The organism is Aureimonas sp. Leaf454, from assembly GCF_001424685.1.
GTDB lineage: Bacteria > Pseudomonadota > Alphaproteobacteria > Rhizobiales > Rhizobiaceae > Plantimonas.
The window spans coordinates 345,965-365,924 of sequence record NZ_LMQT01000001.1 but is presented as its reverse complement, the minus strand read 5'-3'; the positions used below and the strand labels follow the sequence as shown (position 1 = coordinate 365,924).

The following is a 19,960-nucleotide window of genomic DNA, read 5'->3' as shown; positions in this document are numbered from 1 at the left end:
ATATTGCCGCAAAAGCGTGGGAGACAGTTGGCAAGGATTGTATCGACACCTATCTTCGAAACACGCGCCGAAAGGGCGATCGCCGCCCACTTGCAGGACACAACATGAACCAGAATTTTCGCAACTTCGCGCTCTGGGCGATCATCGCGCTTCTGTTGATCGCCTTGTTCCAGCTCTTCTCCAGCGGATCGCAGGGCGCCGGGTCGCGTGAAATTCCGTATTCGCAGTTCCTGTCCGACGTCGATTCCGGCCGCGTTCGGTCGGTGACGATCCAGGGTCCCCGAATCACCGGCAACTATTCGGATGGGGCCAACGGCTTCCAGACCTATTCGCCGGGAGATCCGAACGTCGTCTCGCGCCTGGAAGGCAAGGGCGTGACGATCACGGCCAGCCCACCCTCGGACAATTCCAACCCGATCTGGTCGATGCTTCTGTCCTTCGGACCGATCCTCCTCATCCTCGGCGTCTGGATCTTCCTGATGCGGCAGATGCAGGGCGGCGCCGGCGGCAAGGCGATGGGCTTCGGCAAGTCCAAGGCCAAGCTTCTGACCGAGGCGCACGGCCGCGTGACCTTCGCGGACGTGGCGGGCGTCGACGAGGCCAAGCAGGATCTCGAGGAGATCGTCGAATTCCTGCGCGAGCCGCAGAAGTTCCAGCGCCTCGGTGGCAAGATCCCGCGCGGCGTGCTGCTCGTCGGGCCTCCCGGCACCGGCAAGACGCTGCTGGCGCGGTCCGTCGCGGGTGAGGCGAACGTCCCCTTCTTCACGATCTCGGGCTCGGACTTCGTCGAGATGTTCGTCGGCGTCGGCGCGAGCCGCGTGCGCGACATGTTCGAGCAGGCCAAGAAGAACAGCCCCTGCATCATCTTCATCGACGAGATCGACGCTGTCGGTCGTCATCGCGGCGCGGGCCTCGGCGGCGGCAACGACGAGCGCGAGCAGACGCTGAACCAGCTTCTCGTGGAGATGGACGGCTTCGAGGCCAACGAGGGCATCATCCTCATCGCCGCCACCAACCGTCCGGACGTGCTCGATCCCGCGCTTCTCCGGCCGGGCCGTTTCGACCGTCAGGTCATGGTTCCCAATCCCGATGTCGGCGGCCGCGAGAAGATCCTGAAGGTTCACGTCCGCAACGTGCCGCTGGCGCCCAACGTCGACCTGAAGACGATCGCGCGGGGAACCCCCGGCTTCTCCGGCGCCGATCTCGCCAATCTCGTCAACGAGGCCGCCCTCATGGCGGCGCGCCGCTCCAAGCGGCTGGTGACGATGCTGGAATTCGAGGACGCCAAGGACAAGGTGATGATGGGCGCCGAACGCCGGTCCATGGCCATGACCGAGGATGAGAAGGCGTTGACCGCCTATCACGAGGCCGGCCATGCCCTCGTCGGCATTCACGAGCCCTTCAACGATCCGCTGCACAAGGTCACGATCATTCCGCGTGGCCGGGCGCTGGGCGTCACGATGAACCTGCCGGAGCGCGATCGCTACGGCATGCGCAAGAACGAGATGGAAGCCCGTCTCGCCATGATCTTCGGCGGACGCGCCGCCGAGGAGATCATCTACGGCCTCGACAACGTGACGACGGGCGCCTCGAACGACATCCAGCAAGCGACCAACATGGCCCGCGCGATGGTCATGGAATACGGCATGAGCGACAAGCTCGGCCGCTTGCGCTACCGGCAGAACCAGGAGGAGATCTTCCTCGGTCACTCCGTTTCGCAGCAGCAGAACATGTCGGAGGACACCGCGCGGCTCATCGATTCCGAGGTGCGCGGCATCGTGGAGGTCGCCGAGAACAAGGCGCGCAAGATCCTGAACGAGCATATCGACGAGCTGCACATCGTCGCCAAGGGGCTTCTCGAATACGAGACCCTGTCGGGCGACGAGGTTCGCGACCTCATCGCGGGCAAGCCGCTCGCGCGCGACATGGGTGACGACACGCCGCCGTCGCGCGGCTCCGCCGTGCCGAAGACCGGCTCCATCAAGCCTTCGGGTCCGCGCGAGGGCGGTCTGGAGCCGCAGCCGACGGCCTGACGGCACTGCGGCTGGGGATCATTCCCTCCGCCGAAAATCCTTGCTGACGAAAGGGCGGTCTTGACGATCGCCCTTTTCGTTTGATTAGGCCTATGAAAAGGGATTGCCGGTAGGATGGCCGGCTGCAGCCGCCCGCTCACGGGTTTTTCGCATCTTCCTGCGAAGGCTGCCCGAAACGACGATCGTTCGTCATCGCTTGCGGGGAAGCGCCATGAGCAGGAAATTCTTCGGCACCGACGGCATTCGCGGACGGGCCAACACCTTCCCGATGACCGCCGAGATCGCGATGAAGGTCGGCATGGCGGCGGGCCTGTCGTTCAAGCGGGGCGACTACCGGCACCGCGTCGTCATCGGCAAGGACACGCGCCTGTCGAGCTACATGTTCGAGAACGCCATGGTCGCCGGCTTCACCGCCGCCGGCATGGACGTCTTCCTGCTCGGTCCGATGCCGACGCCGGCCGTGGCGATGCTCACGCGCTCGCTGCGGGCCGATATCGGCGTCATGATCTCCGCGTCGCACAATCCCTTCGAGGACAACGGCATCAAGCTCTTCGGCCCCGATGGCTACAAGCTTTCCGACGAGGGCGAGGCCGAGATCGAGGCCTTGATCGACCAAGACCTGTCGCGGCGCCTCGCGGACGGCACGCGGCTCGGCCGCGCCAAGCGCGTCGACGGCGTCCATGACCGCTACATCGAATTCGCCAAGCGGACCCTGCCGCGCGCGCTGTCCCTGGAAGGCGTTCGCGTCGCGATCGATTGCGCCAACGGTGCGGCCTACAAGGTGGCGCCGGAGGTTCTGTGGGAACTCGGCGCCGATGTCGTGAAGATCGGCGTCGATCCGAACGGCACGAACATCAACCTGAACTGCGGCTCGACCAGCCCCGCGGCTCTCTGCGCGAAGGTGCGCGAGGTGAGGGCGGATATCGGCATCGCGCTCGACGGCGACGCGGACCGCGTCATCATCGTCGACGAGAACGGCAGCGTCGTCGACGGCGATCAGATCATGGCGGTGATCGCGGAATCCTGGGCCGAGGATGGCCGCCTCGCGGCTGGCGGCATCGTCGCCACCATCATGTCCAATCTCGGTCTCGAACGCTTCCTCGAGGAGAAGGGGCTCCAACTCGCCCGCACGAAGGTCGGCGACCGGCATGTCGTCGAGCATATGCGCGAGCACGGCTACAATGTCGGAGGCGAGCAGTCCGGCCATGTCATTCTCTCCGATTACGGCACGACGGGCGACGGTCTCGTCTCCGCGCTCCAGGTTCTGGCGGTGGTGCGCAAGAACGGGCTCTCGGTGTCGGAAGCCTGCCGCAAGTTCGAGCCGGTCCCGCAGGTCTTGAAGAACGTGCGCTTTTCCGGCGGCGAGCCTCTGGAAATGCTCAGCGTGCAGGATGCGATCGCCGCCGGCCGCGACCGGCTCGGCCAGTCGGGCCGGATCGTCATCCGTCCGTCCGGCACGGAACCCCTGATCCGCGTGATGGCGGAGGGAGACGACCCGATCCTGGTGCGGACGATCGTCGACGACATCGTCGGGGCGCTCGGTCGCGTGGCGGCCTGAAGCGGGAACTCGGAACCGCCCGTGCCCATCGCCGCTTCGTGCTGGCCGATCGCAATGCCAACATCGCATTAAGAGGGCATTAACCATCCGGCGCTAAAAAGAATCTCGACGTCAATGCGGCTGGGTCCGCAAAAGGTCCGGAGATTCAACGCAATGCGCGCGATCGGCACTCTTTCCCTCATCGCCCTCGGGCTGCTGGCCGGCGCAGTGCCCGTCCGCGCCGCCGACATCATCGAGCAGCCGGTCTACGAGCCGGAGCCGCTTCCCGAAGTTGTCAGCGGATGGTACCTGCGCGGCGACGTCGGCTACAATTTCAAGAGCAAGACGGAAGGCGATTACGGCTTCTGGAACTACGGCCATGACGGCAAGCGGAACCAGGACGGTTCCTACAATTATGGTTCCGGCACGGTCGACCGGGGCATCGACGAGGTCGTCCATTACGACGAGATGAAGCTGCGCGACGGCGCATCGATCGGCGTCGGCGCCGGCTTTCGCTTCAGCGACCAGTTCCGCGCCGACGTGACGGTCGATCGCTTCAAGACCGATGTCGACGGCACCAGCGATTGCGCCTATCTCGTCGAGATCGGCTACAACATCAGCCCTGTCGCCGGCGGCTGTAAGTATCACGACAAGTCGGAAGCGACGATCTGGACCGCGATGGCGAACGCCTATGTCGATATCGCCCGCTTCGGTCCGGTAACGCCCTATATCGGCGCCGGCATCGGTGCGGCCCATGTCGCCTACGACGACGTGAACCGCCAGATCTTCTGCGGGACGCAGCCCGGCTGCGCGAATGTCGCGCCCTACAAGGGCGTTCATCCCGGCGAGGAGAACTGGCGCCTCGCGACGTCCCTGATGGCGGGCGCCACGATCGACATCACGCAGTCGCTGAAGCTCGACGCCGGCTACCGCTACACGCATATCGACGACGGCGACGCCTATGGCTATGACGCCGCCGACACCAAGTACGGCGCGACGGGCGTCCAGGGCCGCGATGACGGCTTCGACGTGCATGCGGTCCGCGCGGGCCTTCGCTACGAATTCTACTGAAGACCTTCGCGGTCTTGCCCCCGAGGGCCGCCGTCGCTTTGCGACGGCGGCCCTCGTCGTTTTCGGTGCGGTTCTTCCGGATCGGCTTTCCCGCCGTCATGGTAAAAAAACGGCTTCGAAACGCGGTTAAGGAACACGGTTAATCCCCGCTTAAGGCTTTTGCGGCAGAGTTGCTCCAGTTCGATTTGCCCCGTTGCTCCAACGGGCAGAAGCCTGGGGAAGCGTAGACATGAATGCCGTCGTCAGAACCATCCTGTTGGGCGCCGCGAGTCTTGCGGCGCTCGCGTCTGCGGCTCAGGCCGCCGACATCATCGAGCAGCCGTATTACGAGCCGGCGCCGGAAGTCGTCCCCGTCGAGGTGGGCTCCGGCTGGTACCTGCGCGGCGACGTGTCCTACGATTTCGAGAGCGACCTCGACGCCGGCTATCGGACCTATGGTCCGCTCTGCAAGAACTGCTCGCCCTTCTACGAGACGCAGGAATACGACGGCTTCAAGATCGAGGAAAACGCCAATGTCGGCGTCGGTGTCGGCTACCAGTTCAACGAATTCCTCCGCGGCGACCTGACGGCGCACTACTGGAAGAGCGACGCGCACGGCACCGATACCGGCGGCTTCGGCATCGACTGCTTCGGCGTCGCACGGTCGAGCTCGAGCTGCGTCTCGACCGACAAGACCGAGATGACGGCGTGGGAGCTGATGGCCAACGCCTATGTGGACCTCGGCACCTATGCCGGCTTCACCCCCTATGTCGGCGCCGGCGTCGGCGCGGTCCACATCGAGTACGATGCGCTCACCAACACCGCGCAGAACGTCGTCAACGGCCAGGTCGGCGCGGTGGCCTACACCGGAACGCATCCCGGCCTGGAAGACTGGCGCTTCGCCTACGCCCTGATGGCCGGCGCGTCCTACGATCTGACGCAGGCCCTGAAGCTCGACGTCGGCTACCGTTATGTGAACGTCGAGGAGGGCGACATGTTCGGCTTCGACAAGGACACCGCCGCGGGCGGAGCCGTCGGTACCCAGGGTTTCGACAAGGGCTTCGATCGCCACACGATCCAGGCAGGCCTGCGCTACTCGCTCTTCTAGATCTTCGGACCGACGACCAACGGACAGCGAAAGGGCGGCGAAGCGATGCTTCGTCGCCCATATTACATTCGAACCTGTCGCAAATGTTTGGTCAAATGTCGCTTGACGGCCGCCGCACTTGGGAATACCTCCAGCGGTGGGACACATCCCCCCAACGGGATGCAAACTATCTGTGAGGATAGATCAGATGGCGACCTTCGCAAAACCGGACTTGCGTCCGGCCGATCCCCGTTTTTCGTCCGGCCCTTGCGCCAAGCGACCGGGATGGTCGCTGGAGGCTCTGTCCGACGCGCCGCTCGGGCGCTCGCACCGCGCCAAGGCCGGCAAGGCCAAGCTTCAGAAAGCGATCGACGACACCCGCGAAATTCTCGGGGTTCCCGCCGACTATCGCATCGCCATCGTTCCGGCCTCCGACACGGGCGCCGTCGAGATGGCCATGTGGTCGCTGCTCGGGGCGCGGGGCGTCGATCTTCTCGCCTGGGAAAGCTTCGGCGCCGGTTGGGTGACGGATGCCGTCAAGCAGCTGAAGCTCGCCGACGTCCGGACCTTCGAGGCGGCTTACGGCGACATCGTCGATCTGTCTGAGGTCGATTTCGATCGTGACGTCGTCTTCACCTGGAACGGCACGACCTCGGGCGTGCGCATGCCGAACGGCGACGCCATCCCGACCGGTCGCGCCGGACTCACCATCTGCGATGCGACCTCGGCCGCTTTCGCGCAGGATCTGCCCTACGACAAGCTCGATGTCGTGACCTTCTCCTGGCAGAAGGTTCTCGGCGGCGAGGCGGCCCACGGCATGTTGATCCTCAGTCCGCGCGCGGTGGAGCGCCTCCTCACCTATAAGCCGGCCTGGCCGCTGCCGAAGATCTTCCGCATGACCTCCGGCGGCAAGCTGATCGAGGGTCTGTTCAAGGGCGAGACGATCAACACGCCGTCGATGCTCTGCGTCGAGGACTATCTGGACGCGCTCGCCTGGGCCAAGTCCATCGGCGGGCTCGATGCGCTGAAGGCGCGCGCCGACGCCAATCTCGCCGTCGTCGAGCGCTTCGTCGAGGCCAATCCCTGGCTCGGCTTTCTCGCCACGTCGAAAGCGATCCGCTCGAACACCTCCGTCTGCCTGCAGTTCGTCGATCCCGCCGTTTCGGCGCTGACGCCGGACGCGCAGGAGGCCTTCGCCAAGGGCGTCGTCGCTCTCTTGGAGAAGGAGGGGGTCGCCCTCGACATCGGCGCCTATCGCGATGCGCCTCCCGGTCTTCGCATCTGGTGCGGCGCGACCGTCGAGGCATCCGATCTGGAAGCCCTGATGCCTTGGCTCGGCTATGCCTACGGGGCGCAGAAGGCTTCGCTCGCGCAGGCCGCCTGACAGATCTCCACCGCATGAGCGCCTTCGTCTTCTCCCCTAGCGGGAGAAGCTGGCCCAAGGGCCGGATGAAGGGGTCTGCGGTGCTATCAACCGATTCCATCAATCGGCCGCCGCTTCGCGCCGTTCATCGTCTTCCCAAGGGGAGAGGATGGCGCCCGGCCGTCAACGCTCCCGAAGGACCATCCGATGGCACCCCGCGTTCTCGTTTCCGACCAGCTTTCCACGACCGCCGTTCAGATCTTCAAGGATCGGGGCGTCGAGGTCGATTACATGCCCGATCTCGGCAAGGACAAGGACCAGCTCCTCGCCGTCATCGACCAGTATGACGGTCTCGCCATCCGCTCCGCGACCAAGGTCACGGAGAAGCTGATCGAGGCGGCGACGCGGTTGAAGGTCGTCGGGCGCGCCGGCATCGGCGTCGACAATGTCGACATTCCCGCCGCCAGCCGAAAGGGCATCATCGTGATGAACACGCCCTTCGGCAATTCGATCACCACGGCCGAACACGCCATCGCGCTGATGTTCGCCGTCGCCCGGCAGCTGCCCGCGGCCGATATCTCGACGCAGGCCGGCAAGTGGGAGAAGAACCGCTTCATGGGCGTCGAGATCACGGGCAAGGTGCTCGGCATTCTCGGCTGCGGCAATATCGGCGCGATCGTCGCGACCCGCGGCGTCGGCCTGAAGATGAAGGTCATCGCCTACGATCCCTTCCTGTCGGCCGAGCGCGCCGCCCAGCTCGGCATCGAGAAGGTGGAGCTCGACGGTCTCTTCAAGCGCTCGGACTTCATCACGCTCCACACGCCGATGACCGAGAAGACCAAGGGCATCATCGACGCCAAGGCGATCGCCCAGATGAAGGACGGCGTGCGCATCATCAACTGCGCGCGCGGCGGCCTCGTGGTCGAGGCCGATCTCGCCGAGGCGATCCGGTCCGGCAAGGTCGCCGGCGCGGGCTTCGACGTGTTCGAGACCGAGCCCGCCAAGGAAAGCCCGCTCTTCGGCCTGCCGAACGTCGTCTGCACGCCCCATCTCGGCGCCTCGACCGAGGAGGCGCAGGAGAACGTTGCCCTTCAGGTCGCCGAGCAGATGTCGGACTATCTCATCGCGGGCGCCGTGCAGAACGCGCTGAACATGCCCTCGATCACCGCCGAGGAAGCGCCGATCCTGACGCCCTTCGTGCGGCTGGCCGAGATCCTCGGAGCCTTCGTCGGACAGGTGACGGAAGATCCGATCAAATCCGTCGAGATCGTCTACGATGGCCTTCCCGGCACGCTGAACACGCGGGCCTTGACCAGCGCGGCCATGACCGGGCTCCTGAAGCCGCTCGTCCAGTCGGTGAACATGGTGTCCGCGCCGCTGATGGCCAAGGAGCGCGGCATCATCGTCTCCGAGGTGCGGCGCGACAAGTCGGGCGTCTTCGACGGCTACATCAAGCTGACCGTCACGACGGAGAAGTTCTCGCGCTCGGTCGCGGGCACCTGCTTCTCCGACGGCAAGCCGCGTTTCATCCAGATCAAGGACATTAACATGGAGGCCGAGGTCGGCCGCCACATGCTCTACACGACGAACAAGGACGAGCCCGGCATCATCGGCGAGCTCGGCACGATGTGCGGCAAGAACGGCATCAACATCGCGAACTTCCATCTCGGCCGCAACGAGAAGGGGGGCGATGCCATCGCCATTCTCTATCTCGACGAGCCGCTGGAGGAGCGGGTGATGGAAGAGATCCGCAATCTCAAGAAGATCGGTCAGGCGAAGCTCTTGTCCTTCGACATCTGAGCGGAATCGAAGACATCCTGTCGCCCGCACGGGCGACGGGATCGGATCGGGAAGGACGAAACGGCCGGGCCGCAAGGCCGGCCGTTTCGTGCGTCGGTGGGGTGCCGGCCGTTTCCGTCGCCCCGACCGGGCCGAGCCGGCGGTCCGCCGACAGACAGCGGACGCACTGGACCGGCGTCGAACTCTCTCGCGACGAGCGGGGCTTCGCGATCGGCCGCCGGGACTTCGACGCGTTGGCGTCCTCGTCCCTGGACGCGAAAACGAAATCGAAGCGAAACCATTCGCTTCTTGTCCGAACCTCTCGCGAAACAACTCTCTCCTATGTCCCGCCCTCCGGGTGCGGAACGGCTGACGCCTCGAGCGAGCGCGGGAGGGAGACCATCATGCCGAAGATCATCGTTCGCGGACCTGCCGGCGAAGCCGATGCCTCGTCCCTCTGCAAGGCGCGCTTTCGGCCGTCCGAACGTTTCTCCTTCGGCACCGGTCTTCTCCGCGCGCTAAGGCGGCTCGGGTGCGCCCGGCAGAGAGAGCGGCTGCCGCGACCGGCGCCGACGCATGATCACTGCGAGTTCGACGATTCCGATTGCGTCGACCTGCAGCGGCAACGCCGTGCCTGCCGGTCTGCGTCGATCGATGCGTGCGATCGACGTTTCTCGGTCGGGCACGCGCGATCGACGGGTTCCACCGTGCCGAAACGACTCCCCCCGTTCAAAAAGATGTGTATCACTTGCTAAATCTCCGTGGCCGGGGAAAGGGCCGCAGAGGGTGGGGATCCCTTGCGATGTCGACCGACTACATGACCTTCGCCCCGCCGACGATCTCCGACGAGCGCTCGGCGCATTTTCCGCAGACGGGCGCCTGGAAGCTCGCGGTCATCGACGACGATCAGGCCGTTCACGATGGAACGCGCTATGCCCTGCGCAACTACCGCCTGAACGGACGGGGTTTCCAGCTTCTGTCCGCTCACTCGGCCGCCGAGGGGTTCGGCCTCCTGCGCGATCACCCCGACACGGCGATCGTCCTCCTCGACGTCGTCATGGAGAGCGAGGATGCCGGGTTGAAGCTCGCGCGTCGCATCCGCGAGGATCTCGGCAACGCGTTGGTTCGGATCATCCTCAGGACCGGGCAACCGGGACAGGCTCCCGAGCAGCGGATCGTCGTCGACTACGACATCAACGATTTCAAGGCGAAGACCGAACTGACCGCGGAGCGGCTCTTCACGACCCTGACGGCCTCCCTGCGGAGCTACGAGCAGTTGCGCCGCCTCGACGACACGCGGCTCGGTCTCGAAATGATCGTCGCATCGGCCGCCGCGCTCTATGACAGCCGATGCCTCAAGGCCTTGGCGAAGGGCGTGCTGATCCAGCTGAATGCGCTCCTCGAAATCGATTGCGGCGGCATTCTGGTCCTCCGGGAGGCCGCGGACGGGGTCCATTCGATCCTCGCGAGCACCGGACCGTTCCTATCGCTCGACCCGGCTGATCTCGACGTGGCGGCGCATTTCGCCGACGCGTCGCAAAGCGGGCACGCGTTCGGCGCCGCCGGGCCCAAGCGGCTTTATCTCCGGACGAATGGCGGATCGGAAATTCTGGTGCTCCTCGATGCGCCGAACGCGCTGACGCCGACGCAGAGCTCCCTCGTCCAGGTCTTTGCCGCCAAGCTCGGCGTCGCCTTCGACAATGTGCGACTGACCGAAAGCCTCGCGCGCGCCAATGCCGATCTCGAACGGCGGGTGCAGGAGCGAACGGCGGAGCTTGCCGGCGCCAACGAGCGGCTCGAAGCCCAGGGCGCGCAGCTGAAACGTGTCAACGCCTTCAAGAACGACATCCTGGGAACGATCGCCCACGATCTGAAGAACCCTCTCGCCGTCATTCTGGGGCGAACGGAGATGATGTCGACGCTGGTGGCGGATTTGCCGGAGGAGCCAGCCGCCGCGATCGGTCTGCAGATCGGACATGTCCGCACGGCTGCGCAGCGGATGAACCGGATCGTCGACCGATCGGTCGCCGACGCGATGGCGGACGCATTCGATATCTCCATCGATCGCCGTCACGTCGACTTGGCCGCCATCGTACGCGCGGTGACGGATCTGAACGAGGGACTGGCGGGTGCAAAGGATCAGGTGCTGGAGGTCGACCTCGAACCGGGCCTGCCGATTTCGGCCGATCCCGATCGCCTGATGGAGGCGGTGGACAATCTCATGAGCAATGCGGTGAAGTATACGCCCGCCGGCGGCCGCATCCGCGTTTCGGCGCGTCGCTTCGGCATGGAAGCGCTCGTCTGCGTCGCCGACAGCGGTCCCGGCCTGAAGCCGGAGGACGTCACACGGCTCTTCGGCCGCTTCCAACGCCTTTCGGCCCAGCCGACCGGCGGCGAAAGTTCGACGGGGCTCGGCCTTTCCATCGTCCGCAAGATCGTGGACCTCCATGGCGGACGCATCGACATCGAGGAAACCGGACCGCTCGGCGGGGCGAGCTTCGCCCTTGCCCTGCCGCTCCGCACGAAGGCGAAGGCATGAGCCGCGATCCCCTCATCATCGTCGTCGACGACGAAGCCGCGACACGCGACATGATCGGCGACTACATCGCGCTGAACGGTTTCCGCGTGACGCTCTGCGACGGCGGCACCGCGTTTCGCGCGGTGCTGGCGGAGGAGGAGCCCGCGCTCGTCGTGCTCGACCTCAACATGCCGGGCGAGGACGGCCTTTCGATCGTCCGCTTCCTGAAAAGCGAACATCGCGTGCCGGTGATCATGCTGACGGCCACCGCGAGCCTCGTCGACCGGGTGGTCGGGCTGGAACTGGGAGCCGACGATTATCTCGCCAAGCCCTGCGAGTTGCGCGAGCTTCTGGCGCGCATCCGCTCGGTCATCCGGCGGAGCCAGCCGTCGTCGGCCGCCCCGTCCGTTTTTCCCGCGCTGCCGCGCCGCGAGGTGCGCTTCGGCGCCAAGATCCTCGATCTCGACACGCAGCTCCTGCGCGACGAGGAGGGCAACGAGCTGCAACTGGTGCCGAGCGAGTTCAATCTCCTCAAGGCCTTTGCCGAGAACCCGCGCCGCGTCCTCTCGCGCGAACGGCTTCTGACGCTCGCCAATGCCCGCGACACCGATCCCTTCGATCGCTCCATCGACGTTCGCATCACGCGCATCCGACGCAAGATCGAGGCCGATCCCGCTCATCCCACCATCATCCGTACCATCCGGGGATCGGGCTATCTCTTCGCGCCGGAGGGTTGAGTCCGGACAGCGCGTGCCATCCGCGTGGCGCGGCCGTTTCGTCGCGAAATGCGCCGGAAACATCGGATCGACATTCTGATGTTCACTGACGTTGGGGAGACATCAGCGCATGACGGATTGGCCGGAGGCTCGGACGAAGGACACGCCGGACGAGGCAGGCCGCCTTGCGCCATGAGCCTCCGACGGCCTTGAGCGGCCCGGCCCAAGCCGGCATCGGCGCGCGTGCGCACCGCATCCTCCCAATCCGGATCCGTCATTCCATCCTCTTGGTCGGCGCCATTCCGATCCTCATCGCGACGGCGCTCGCCATCGCCTCCTTCGGCCTCCTGCAGAGCGCCGACACGGCGCATGAGGGCGCCTTGAAGGTCGCGACCATCTATCGCCAGATCGTTTCCGCCATGAGCGCCCGCGATGCCTATCTTGCCTCGAACAGCGCGCGCGCACGCTATTTCGCGGCCTTCGACGCTTCGCTTTCCTCCGCCGAGGACGGGCTGCGATCCCTGCAGGAGCGCAGCTTCGGCGCCGACAACGACGGAGCGATCGCCTCGATCCGCGAGAATGCCGGCCGGTATCTCGGCGCGATGCGGGACCTCGCGCGGATGACGGCGCGCAACGACATGCTGTTTGCGGAAATGGACGAGAGGCTGAACAGTCTGATCGGGCTCACCGACGAAGCGCGAAAGCGCCAGCACCAGTCCAATGCCGACGTCGTCAGCACCCTCACCGAACGCGATGCTCAACTGCGCTCCGCGCAGGGCATCGTCGACACCGCCTTCGCCGCCCGAATCGCGATCACGGACCAGGAACGCGGCGGAGGCCGTGACGATGCCAGGGCGTCGCGATCCTTTTCCAGCGCCCGTCTCGCCCATGCGACCGACGATCTCGGCGCGGCGCTCCAGATCTCCGGCGCCGATGCGGAGGCGCGCAATTTCCGCACGCTCGCAGCCGGGCTGCTGGCCGGAGAGCCCGCGGACAAGGCCCTCGACTGGCTGGACCGTCTCCTCAAGGTGAAGTCGAGCGAACAGCGATCCCTGCACGACCAGGTCGCCGAGCTGCTGACCTACACGGTGCAGGCGCACGAGACCGAGCAGGCGACGCAGAACATCGCCATCGCGACGCTGAAGCTCCGGGAGCGGACGCTGGCGGCTTTTTCCGGTCGCGATGCGGCGGCGGTCGCCGACATCATCGGCGAAAGCATCCGTCTCGGCGATACGATCGCATCCCAGCCGATCTCGCCGCTGATCCAGACGGAAATGCTCGATGCGCTGGACATATGGCGCGATGGGCTTGGCCGTATCGAGACGGGCCTGTCCGACCAGAACGCCATTCTCGGCGGCATGGGCGACGTCGCTTCGATCATGTTGCTCGAAGTCGCATCGCTCAACACGCAGCTCTCGGCCAATGCCGAGGCGATCGGCGCCACGGTCCGGCAGATCCTCGTGGTCGGCGCGATCATCGGCCTGGTGCTCGGCGCGGCGACCGCCCTGTTCGTCGCGCGATCGATCCTGACGCCCCTCAAGCGGCTGGAGAACGGGATGCTCGACCGCGCGGCGCGGCGCGCGAGCGGCCCCTTGCCCGACGAGGACCGGCGCGACGAGATCGGCTCCATGGCGCGGGCGACGAACCACTTCCTGCGCGAGCTCGGCAAGCGCGAAGGGGCTCTGCGCGGAGCCAAGGAACGGACGGAAGAGGCGCTGCTGCAGCTGAAGCAGACCCAGTCGGAACTGATCCAGGCCGAGAAGCTCGCCTCGCTCGGCCAACTCGTCGCCGGCGTCGCGCACGAGATCAACACGCCGCTCGGCGTCGCGCTGACCACGGCGACCGTGATGAGCGAGGAGGTCCGCGCCTTCGAGGCCGATGCGCGCGAGGGGCGCGTGACGCGCGCCGCCTTCGACGGCTTCGTCGAGCGCGCCGGCGAGGGGGCCCGGCTGATCTTCGCCAATCTCGAACGATCCGCCAATCTCGTCCAGAGCTTCAAGCAGGTGGCCGTGGACCAGGCCAGCGGCGAGCGCCGGCGCTTCGAACTCCAGGCGTTCACGGAGGAGCTTTTCACCAGCCTCGGGCCTTTGATCAAGCGGGCCGGGCACGCGACCGAGATCCACTGCGAAGCCGATATCGAGATGGATTCCTATCCCGGCGCCCTGGCGCAGGTTCTCACGAACCTCCTGTCCAACGCCTTCGCGCACGCCTTTCCCCCGGACGTGCAAGGCATCGTTCGCCTGGAAATCGCACGTCGGGGGCGCGGCGTTCGTCTGATCTTTTCCGACGACGGCCGCGGCATCGTTCTGGAAAACCGGCGTCGCGTGTTCGATCCCTTCTTCACCACCGGGCGCGGCACCGGTTCCACGGGCCTTGGCCTGCACATCGTCTTCAACCTCGTGACCGCGACGCTCGGCGGCACCATCGTCATGGGAGCGCCCGACAGCGTCCGCTTCGGACGCGATCCGCTGCCCGGCGCCCGCTTCACGATCGATCTGCCGCTTCGCGCGCCCATCCAAGGCGCCGCCGAGGCGGCACCGCAACCCGTCCCCGGACCCCGCCGATGATGCGTTCGCCTCGCCTGTCGCTCGCCTGCCTCGGCCTTCTCGCCGCGATGTCCTGTGCCGCGCCGATCCAGGCGAAGACGCTGGTCTTCTGCTCGGAGGGAAATCCCGAGACCTTGAATCCGCAGCTCGCGGTGACCGGAACCGCGATGGATGCGGCCCATCCGATGTTCAACAATCTGGTGGAGTACAAGATCGGCACCACGACGATCATGCCGGCGCTTGCCGAAAGCTGGACGGTGTCCGCGGACGGCCGGGACTACGTGTTCAAGCTGCGCCGCGGCGTGCGCTTCCATTCCAACGCGCTGTTCACGCCGACACGCGACTTCGACGCCCGCGACGTCGTCTTTTCCCTGATGCGGCAGTGGAAGAGCGATCATCCCTACCACGCGACCGAGGGGGGAGGATTTGCCTATTTCCAGGACATGGGCATGGCCGATCTCCTCGAAAATGTCGATGCGCCCGACGATCACACCGTGCGCATCCGCTTGACGCGGGCCGAAGCTCCGTTCCTGTCGGACCTCGCCATGTCGTTCAACGCGATCCTCTCGGCGGAATATGCCGACGTGCTCCTGAAGGCGGGCAAGAAGGAGCTCTTCGACACGCAGCCGATCGGCACCGGACCCTATACGTTCGCCAGCTACCGCCCGAACGTGACGATCCGCTACCGGGCCTTCGCCGATTATTGGCGCGGCCGGCAACCGATCGACACGCTGGTCTTCTCCATCACGCCGACGGCCGCCGCACGCCTGACCAAGCTGAAGGCCGGAGAATGCCACATCTCCGCCTTTCCTCCACCGGAGGACGCGGCGGAGATCCGCGGGGATCCGCGATTGACGCTCCATACGTCCGAAGGGATCAATGTCGGCTATCTCGCGATGAACACGACGCGGCCGCCCTTCGACGACGTCCGGGTGCGCCGCGCGATCAACATGGCCGTGGACAAGGCTTCGATCCTGTCCGCCGTCTATCCCGGAACGGGCGTCGCGGCCGTCAACCCGATGCCGCCGACGCTCTGGGGCTACAACCGCGACATCGCGCCCTATCCCTATGACATCGAGGCGGCTCGCAGACTGTTCGCCGAGGCCGGGATCACGGAGGGGCTGACGGTCGATCTCTGGTATCCCGAGGTCGACCGCCCCTATGCGCCGAACGGCAAGCGGATCGCGGAGATGATGCAGGCCGATCTCGCCAAGCTCGGCATGAAGCTCGACCTGAGGTCGGCGGAATGGACGGACTATCGCGACCGCATGCAGAGCGGCGACTTCACGCTTGCGATCTTCGGCTGGTATGCCGATATCGGCGATCCCGACAATTTCCTGCACACGCTTCTCGGCTGTCTCGCCGCCCGTGTCGGCGGCAACAACATCGCGCGCTGGTGCGACAAGGATTTCAACGAGCTCGTGGTGGAGGCCAAGACCATGGCGGACGTCGCTCGCCGCACCGAACTCTACGCCAAGGCGCAAGCGATCTTCCACGATCAGGCGCCCTGGGTTCCGATCGCTCACTCCCTCTTCATGGTCGCGGCGCGCAAGGAGGTGAAGGGCTTCATCATCGATCCTCTCGGCTATCACGTCGTCGAGACCGTCGATCTGGTGGACGCGCCGTGAGACGGATGCGCGCGAAGAAGCCGGACCCCGTTTCGCCCGGGGCGTCGGCCTCCGGAGCGGCCGAGGCGCCGCCCGGCGGGCCGTTGAAGACGCCCGACGGGCGCTACATCGTGGTGCGCGGCCGCCTCTGGCGCACGAGCAATCCCGATCTTGCCGATGCCGAGCGCCAACGGCTCGTCGCGGAGCTGATGTCGGCCCGTCGGGCGGTCCGCGATGCCGGCGACGACGAGGCCGCCCGACGACGCGCCCGCGCGCTCGTGGATGCGGCCAAGCAGGGGCTCGGCGAGCGGGGTCCCGTCTGGTGGACGGACGGCGCGCCGGACCTCAACCGGCATCTCGCCAGGAACACGCCCTATGCACAATGGTTCGAAGCGCAAAGCAGCGCGGATGGAACCACGTAAACCAGGCGACGCGGATTCCCGCCAAACGCTCCACGGCCGAGCCAGTCTCGCAGGCCGATCGTCGCCCCGTCCGTTTGCGCTTACCCTGATCGGCAACCTCGCTTCGGGAGCAGGAGAAACGCGTTCGGGCAAACCGCATTCGGCGAAGCTATTTGGTCCATATCGAGACGTCGGCGTTGTCCATCCTCGTCACGGCGTCACGTCAAGGAAGACGCATTCGAAGCGACGATCGATCCGGAGAGCGCAGACCTCGGTCTGCCGACATGCGCGTTCCTGCCCTCACTCCATCTGTTCGCCGCTCTGACGGCGCTGCAGATTCAGCGAATTTAGGGAGACACGTATGCCCGGAGGCGCGAAGCGCCGATCCCCGAGCGTCATCCGGTCACGGCGGCGACCCGCAGGACATCGGCTACCCGCGCACCGCAAAACGATGGCGCGCCAACACAGATTTACGAATGAAAAGGGGGAAGTGGTACGCCCAAGGGGAATCGAACCCCTGTTTGCGCCGTGAGAGGGCGCCGTCCTAACCGCTAGACGATGGGCGCCCGGTCGGTGAAGCGGTGTATAGAAGGCGATGGACGGCTTGGCAAGAGGGTTTTGAGCCCTGTGGAAAAGTCGGTTCAGGGCGTCCGGAAGAGATCGAGCATCGGCGCAGGCGTGCCGGTGCCCGTGGTCGCCGGGGCGGCAAGGGGCCGATCGTCGCCGGATGGGTCCGCGAGGCCCTCCAGGCGATAGGTCGCGAGAACGGTGCCGGTGGAGAGATCGATGCGCAGCAGCGATTGCGTGCCGTTCGCGCCGGACTGGAGCCGAAGCAGCGCGGTGTCGCCCGATGCGGCGAGATCGAGGAGGCGCGAGCCTGCGGGGAGTGAGACGGACAGGTCGGCCGATGCCGGGTTCGCCGGCGGAGCGTCGCGGTTCAGCTTGTAGACAATGGCACCGAGCACGGCCATAACGCCGATGAACAGCGTCGAGACCGACAGCGCGAGCAGGCGCACCAGCTTGCGGCGCAGCCGTTCGGTGGCTGGATCGAGCGGCTTCTCCGCCGCCTCGTCGCCGATATCCGTCATGATCCGTCCCTGGAGGCTGCCATCTCCCCCGCTCCTACAGGTGATGAAGAAGCCGAGTCCAGTCGCTTCGAGGTGGAAGCTTCGGCGGCGGGCTCGCGTCTCGACCAGTTTCTCGGCGCCAAGCTCGCCGGAGACCTCTCGCGCAGCCGCATCCAGGCGTTGATCTCGGCCGGCGAGGTTCTCGTCGATGGCGTGCCGGCGACGGCGACGAAGCAGAAGGTCGCGGCGGGTTCGACGATCGAGCTCTTCGTGCCGGAGCCGGTCGATGCCGACCCCAAGCCCGAAAACATTCCGCTCGCCGTTCTCTACGAGGACGATGCCTTGATCGTGATCGACAAGCCCGCGGGGCTCGTCGTCCATCCCGGTCCCGGCAACTGGACGGGAACGCTCGTCAATGCGCTGCTGCATCACTGCGCGGACAGTCTGTCCGGCATCGGCGGCGTGAAGCGGCCGGGCATCGTGCACCGGTTGGACAAGGATACGAGCGGCGTGATGGTCGTCGCCAAGACCGACGCCGCCCACCGGGACCTCGCCGAGCAGTTCGCCGCCCATGGGCGGGACGGCCGGATGGTCCGCGCCTATCGCGCCATCGTATGGGGCGTGCCCGAGCGCCCGGCCGGGATCGTCGACGCGCCGCTGGGCCGCTCCAGCACCGACCGCGTGAAGCGGCAGGTCGTGCCGGCCACGCGCTCGGATGCGCGCGAAGCGGTGACGCATTTCGCGCTCAAGGCGCGTTCCAAGGGGGAGGGGGCGCCGACCTCCCTCGTCGACTGCGTGCTGGAAACCGGACGCACCCACCAAATCCGCGTCCACATGGCCCATATCGGGCATCCCCTCGTCGGCGACGAGGTCTATGGCGCGGGCTTCCGGTCGAAGGCGCGCACGCTGTCGCCGGAGGCGCAGGCCGTCATCGTCGATTTCCGGCGCCAGGCGCTCCACGCCTTCCGCCTGGGCTTCGAGCATCCCGCGACCGGCGAGCCCCTGAGCTTCGAAACGCCGATGCCCCGGGATCTCCAGCGCCTCGCCGCCGCGCTGGGAATCGATGCGACGGATTAGCCGATCCGGCGATCTGCGCGCATCCGATCCGGTCTTGCCGCGTTCCTTCCTTGACGATCCGTAACCAAACGCGCCCACTTTCCGTCGTGAAATTCTGCGAGGGAATGACTACATTGGACGTGGCGGGATCGGCGTATCGCGATCCCCGTCGCCGGCCGGCTCGAGGGACTGAGCGGCCGACCAGCAAGGAAGGGGTGCTATATCCATGGCCCAAGCCAATCTACCCAGCATCGCCTCGGGCGAAGGCGGCCTCAGCCGCTACCTCGAGGAGATACGTCGGTTCCCCATGCTGGAACCGCAAGAGGAATACATGCTGGCCAAACGTTATGCCGAGCATGACGACCGCGCGGCTGCACACAAGCTCGTGACCAGTCACCTTCGCCTCGTGGCGAAGATCGCCATGGGTTACCGTGGCTATGGCTTGCCGATCGGCGAGGTCGTGTCGGAAGGCAATGTCGGGCTGATGCAGGCGGTGAAGCGTTTCGAGGCCGATCGCGGCTTCCGCCTCGCCACCTACGCCATGTGGTGGATCAAGGCGTCGATCCAGGAGTACATCCTGCGGTCCTGGAGCCTCGTGAAGATGGGCACGACCGCGAACCAGAAGCGGCTGTTCTTCAACCTTCGCAAGATGAAGAGCAAGATCCAGGCCTTGGACGAGGGCGACCTGAAGCCCGACCAGGTTCAGCACATCGCAACGCAGCTGGGCGTTTCGCAGGAGGAGGTCATCTCGATGAACCGCCGCCTGTCGGGCGACGCCTCGCTGAACGCGCCGATCCGCGCCACCGAAGGCGAGTCCGGCGAATGGCAGGACTGGCTCGTCGACCAGTCGGAGAATCAGGAGGCGCAGCTCGTCGAGCAGGACGAGCTGGACCAGCGCCGCGGCATGCTGAAATCCGCGATGGGCGTCCTCAACGAGCGCGAGCGTCGCATCTTCGAGGCGCGGCGTCTGGCGGAAGATCCGCTGACGCTCGAAGCCCTGTCCGGCGAGTTCGACATCAGCCGCGAGCGCGTGCGCCAGATCGAGGTGCGGGCCTTCGAGAAGGTGCAGAAGGCCGTGAAGGACACGGCGGAAGCCGCTCGCAAGCAGTTGCGGGTGCTCGAAGACGCCTGACATTCCGACAGCAACGGCCGACAGCAACGGCCGAGAGGGACGATCGACAGAAAAACGGCCCCGCAGCG

Annotated in this window: 15 protein-coding genes and 1 tRNA gene; 14 read left to right on the top strand and 2 right to left on the bottom strand. The window is 65.9% G+C overall.

Annotation, left to right across the window (positions count from 1 at the left end):
- The first annotated feature begins 104 nt into the window (after positions 1 to 104).
- The 12 genes from ftsH (at position 105) to ASG43_RS01560 (ending at position 16,658) form a co-directional block, all read left to right on the top strand.
- The gene (ftsH, locus tag ASG43_RS01615; RefSeq protein WP_056499487.1) at positions 105 to 2,033 is read left to right on the top strand and encodes an ATP-dependent zinc metalloprotease FtsH; all 1,929 of its coding nucleotides are present in this window, start codon (positions 105 to 107) and stop codon (positions 2,031 to 2,033) included.
- Positions 2,034 to 2,244: 211 nt separating this feature from the next.
- The gene (gene glmM, locus ASG43_RS01610; RefSeq protein ID WP_056499485.1) at positions 2,245 to 3,591 is read left to right on the top strand and encodes a phosphoglucosamine mutase; all 1,347 of its coding nucleotides are present in this window, start codon (positions 2,245 to 2,247) and stop codon (positions 3,589 to 3,591) included.
- 153 nt (positions 3,592 to 3,744) lie between these two features.
- Positions 3,745 to 4,641 carry an outer membrane beta-barrel protein gene (locus ASG43_RS01605; protein WP_056499483.1) on the top strand — a complete coding sequence of 299 codons (897 nt, stop codon included), beginning with the start codon at positions 3,745 to 3,747 and terminating at the stop codon, positions 4,639 to 4,641.
- Positions 4,642 to 4,870: 229 nt separating this feature from the next.
- The gene (locus ASG43_RS01600; RefSeq protein ID WP_056499481.1) at positions 4,871 to 5,728 is read left to right on the top strand and encodes an outer membrane beta-barrel protein; all 858 of its coding nucleotides are present in this window, start codon (positions 4,871 to 4,873) and stop codon (positions 5,726 to 5,728) included.
- A gap of 187 nt (positions 5,729 to 5,915) precedes the next feature.
- Positions 5,916 to 7,091, top strand: a complete 1,176-nt coding sequence (locus tag ASG43_RS01595) for a phosphoserine transaminase (RefSeq protein ID WP_056499480.1) — start codon at positions 5,916 to 5,918, stop codon at positions 7,089 to 7,091.
- A 186-nt stretch (positions 7,092 to 7,277) separates the two neighbouring features.
- On the top strand, positions 7,278 to 8,870 hold the full coding sequence (serA, locus tag ASG43_RS01590) for a phosphoglycerate dehydrogenase (protein WP_056499478.1): 1,593 nt from the start codon (positions 7,278 to 7,280) through the stop codon (positions 8,868 to 8,870).
- Between the two features lie 383 nt (positions 8,871 to 9,253).
- Entirely contained in the window at positions 9,254 to 9,604 is a 351-nt protein-coding gene (locus ASG43_RS01585; RefSeq protein ID WP_056499476.1) for a hypothetical protein, read from the top strand.
- Positions 9,605 to 9,651: 47 nt separating this feature from the next.
- Entirely contained in the window at positions 9,652 to 11,388 is a 1,737-nt protein-coding gene (locus tag ASG43_RS01580; protein WP_082490527.1) for a DUF3369 domain-containing protein, read from the top strand.
- Positions 11,385 to 12,104: a response regulator gene (locus ASG43_RS01575; RefSeq protein WP_056499474.1), complete on the top strand. Its 720-nt coding sequence runs from the start codon at positions 11,385 to 11,387 to the stop codon at positions 12,102 to 12,104. Before ASG43_RS01580 ends, ASG43_RS01575 begins: the two co-directional genes overlap by 4 nt.
- A gap of 164 nt (positions 12,105 to 12,268) precedes the next feature.
- The gene (locus ASG43_RS01570) at positions 12,269 to 14,650 is read left to right on the top strand and encodes an ATP-binding protein (protein WP_056499472.1); all 2,382 of its coding nucleotides are present in this window, start codon (positions 12,269 to 12,271) and stop codon (positions 14,648 to 14,650) included.
- A complete protein-coding gene (locus tag ASG43_RS01565; RefSeq protein ID WP_244487946.1) occupies positions 14,647 to 16,257 on the top strand; it encodes an ABC transporter substrate-binding protein in 1,611 nt (536 codons plus the stop codon). Before ASG43_RS01570 ends, ASG43_RS01565 begins: the two co-directional genes overlap by 4 nt.
- Positions 16,254 to 16,658, top strand: a complete 405-nt coding sequence (locus ASG43_RS01560) for a hypothetical protein (RefSeq protein ID WP_244487945.1) — start codon at positions 16,254 to 16,256, stop codon at positions 16,656 to 16,658. The genes ASG43_RS01565 and ASG43_RS01560 overlap by 4 nt, the downstream gene beginning before the upstream one ends.
- A gap of 470 nt (positions 16,659 to 17,128) precedes the next feature.
- Here the strand turns inward: ASG43_RS01560 and ASG43_RS01555 are convergent.
- Together ASG43_RS01555 and ASG43_RS01550 are read right to left on the bottom strand one after the other, a co-directional pair.
- Positions 17,129 to 17,203, bottom strand: a tRNA-Glu gene (locus ASG43_RS01555).
- A 75-nt stretch (positions 17,204 to 17,278) separates the two neighbouring features.
- Positions 17,279 to 17,725: a hypothetical protein gene (locus tag ASG43_RS01550; RefSeq protein ID WP_056499471.1), complete on the bottom strand. Its 447-nt coding sequence runs from the start codon at positions 17,723 to 17,725 to the stop codon at positions 17,279 to 17,281.
- 72 nt (positions 17,726 to 17,797) lie between these two features.
- Between ASG43_RS01550 and ASG43_RS01545 the strand changes: the two genes are divergently transcribed.
- Entirely contained in the window at positions 17,798 to 18,781 is a 984-nt protein-coding gene (locus ASG43_RS01545) for an RluA family pseudouridine synthase (protein ID WP_056499469.1), read from the top strand.
- Positions 18,782 to 18,986: 205 nt separating this feature from the next.
- Complete coding sequence (gene rpoH, locus ASG43_RS01540; RefSeq protein WP_056499467.1) at positions 18,987 to 19,892, top strand: RNA polymerase sigma factor RpoH; 906 nt, start codon at positions 18,987 to 18,989, stop codon at positions 19,890 to 19,892.
- Positions 19,893 to 19,960 lie beyond the last annotated feature (68 nt).

What these genes read in the sequence shown, in the direction of transcription:
- ftsH (WP_056499487.1), top strand. Translation starts at nt 105, where the DNA reads ATGAACCAGAATTTTCGCAACTTCGCGCTCTGGGCGATCATCGCGCTT.
- glmM (WP_056499485.1), top strand. Translation starts at nt 2,245, where the DNA reads ATGAGCAGGAAATTCTTCGGCACCGACGGCATTCGCGGACGGGCCAAC.
- ASG43_RS01605 (WP_056499483.1), top strand. Translation starts at nt 3,745, where the DNA reads ATGCGCGCGATCGGCACTCTTTCCCTCATCGCCCTCGGGCTGCTGGCC.
- ASG43_RS01600 (WP_056499481.1), top strand. Translation starts at nt 4,871, where the DNA reads ATGAATGCCGTCGTCAGAACCATCCTGTTGGGCGCCGCGAGTCTTGCG.
- ASG43_RS01595 (WP_056499480.1), top strand. Translation starts at nt 5,916, where the DNA reads ATGGCGACCTTCGCAAAACCGGACTTGCGTCCGGCCGATCCCCGTTTT.
- serA (WP_056499478.1), top strand. Translation starts at nt 7,278, where the DNA reads ATGGCACCCCGCGTTCTCGTTTCCGACCAGCTTTCCACGACCGCCGTT.
- ASG43_RS01585 (WP_056499476.1), top strand. Translation starts at nt 9,254, where the DNA reads ATGCCGAAGATCATCGTTCGCGGACCTGCCGGCGAAGCCGATGCCTCG.
- ASG43_RS01580 (WP_082490527.1), top strand. Translation starts at nt 9,652, where the DNA reads ATGTCGACCGACTACATGACCTTCGCCCCGCCGACGATCTCCGACGAG.
- ASG43_RS01575 (WP_056499474.1), top strand. Translation starts at nt 11,385, where the DNA reads ATGAGCCGCGATCCCCTCATCATCGTCGTCGACGACGAAGCCGCGACA.
- ASG43_RS01565 (WP_244487946.1), top strand. Translation starts at nt 14,647, where the DNA reads ATGATGCGTTCGCCTCGCCTGTCGCTCGCCTGCCTCGGCCTTCTCGCC.
- ASG43_RS01550 (WP_056499471.1), bottom strand. Translation starts at nt 17,725, where the DNA reads ATGACGGATATCGGCGACGAGGCGGCGGAGAAGCCGCTCGATCCAGCC.
- rpoH (WP_056499467.1), top strand. Translation starts at nt 18,987, where the DNA reads ATGGCCCAAGCCAATCTACCCAGCATCGCCTCGGGCGAAGGCGGCCTC.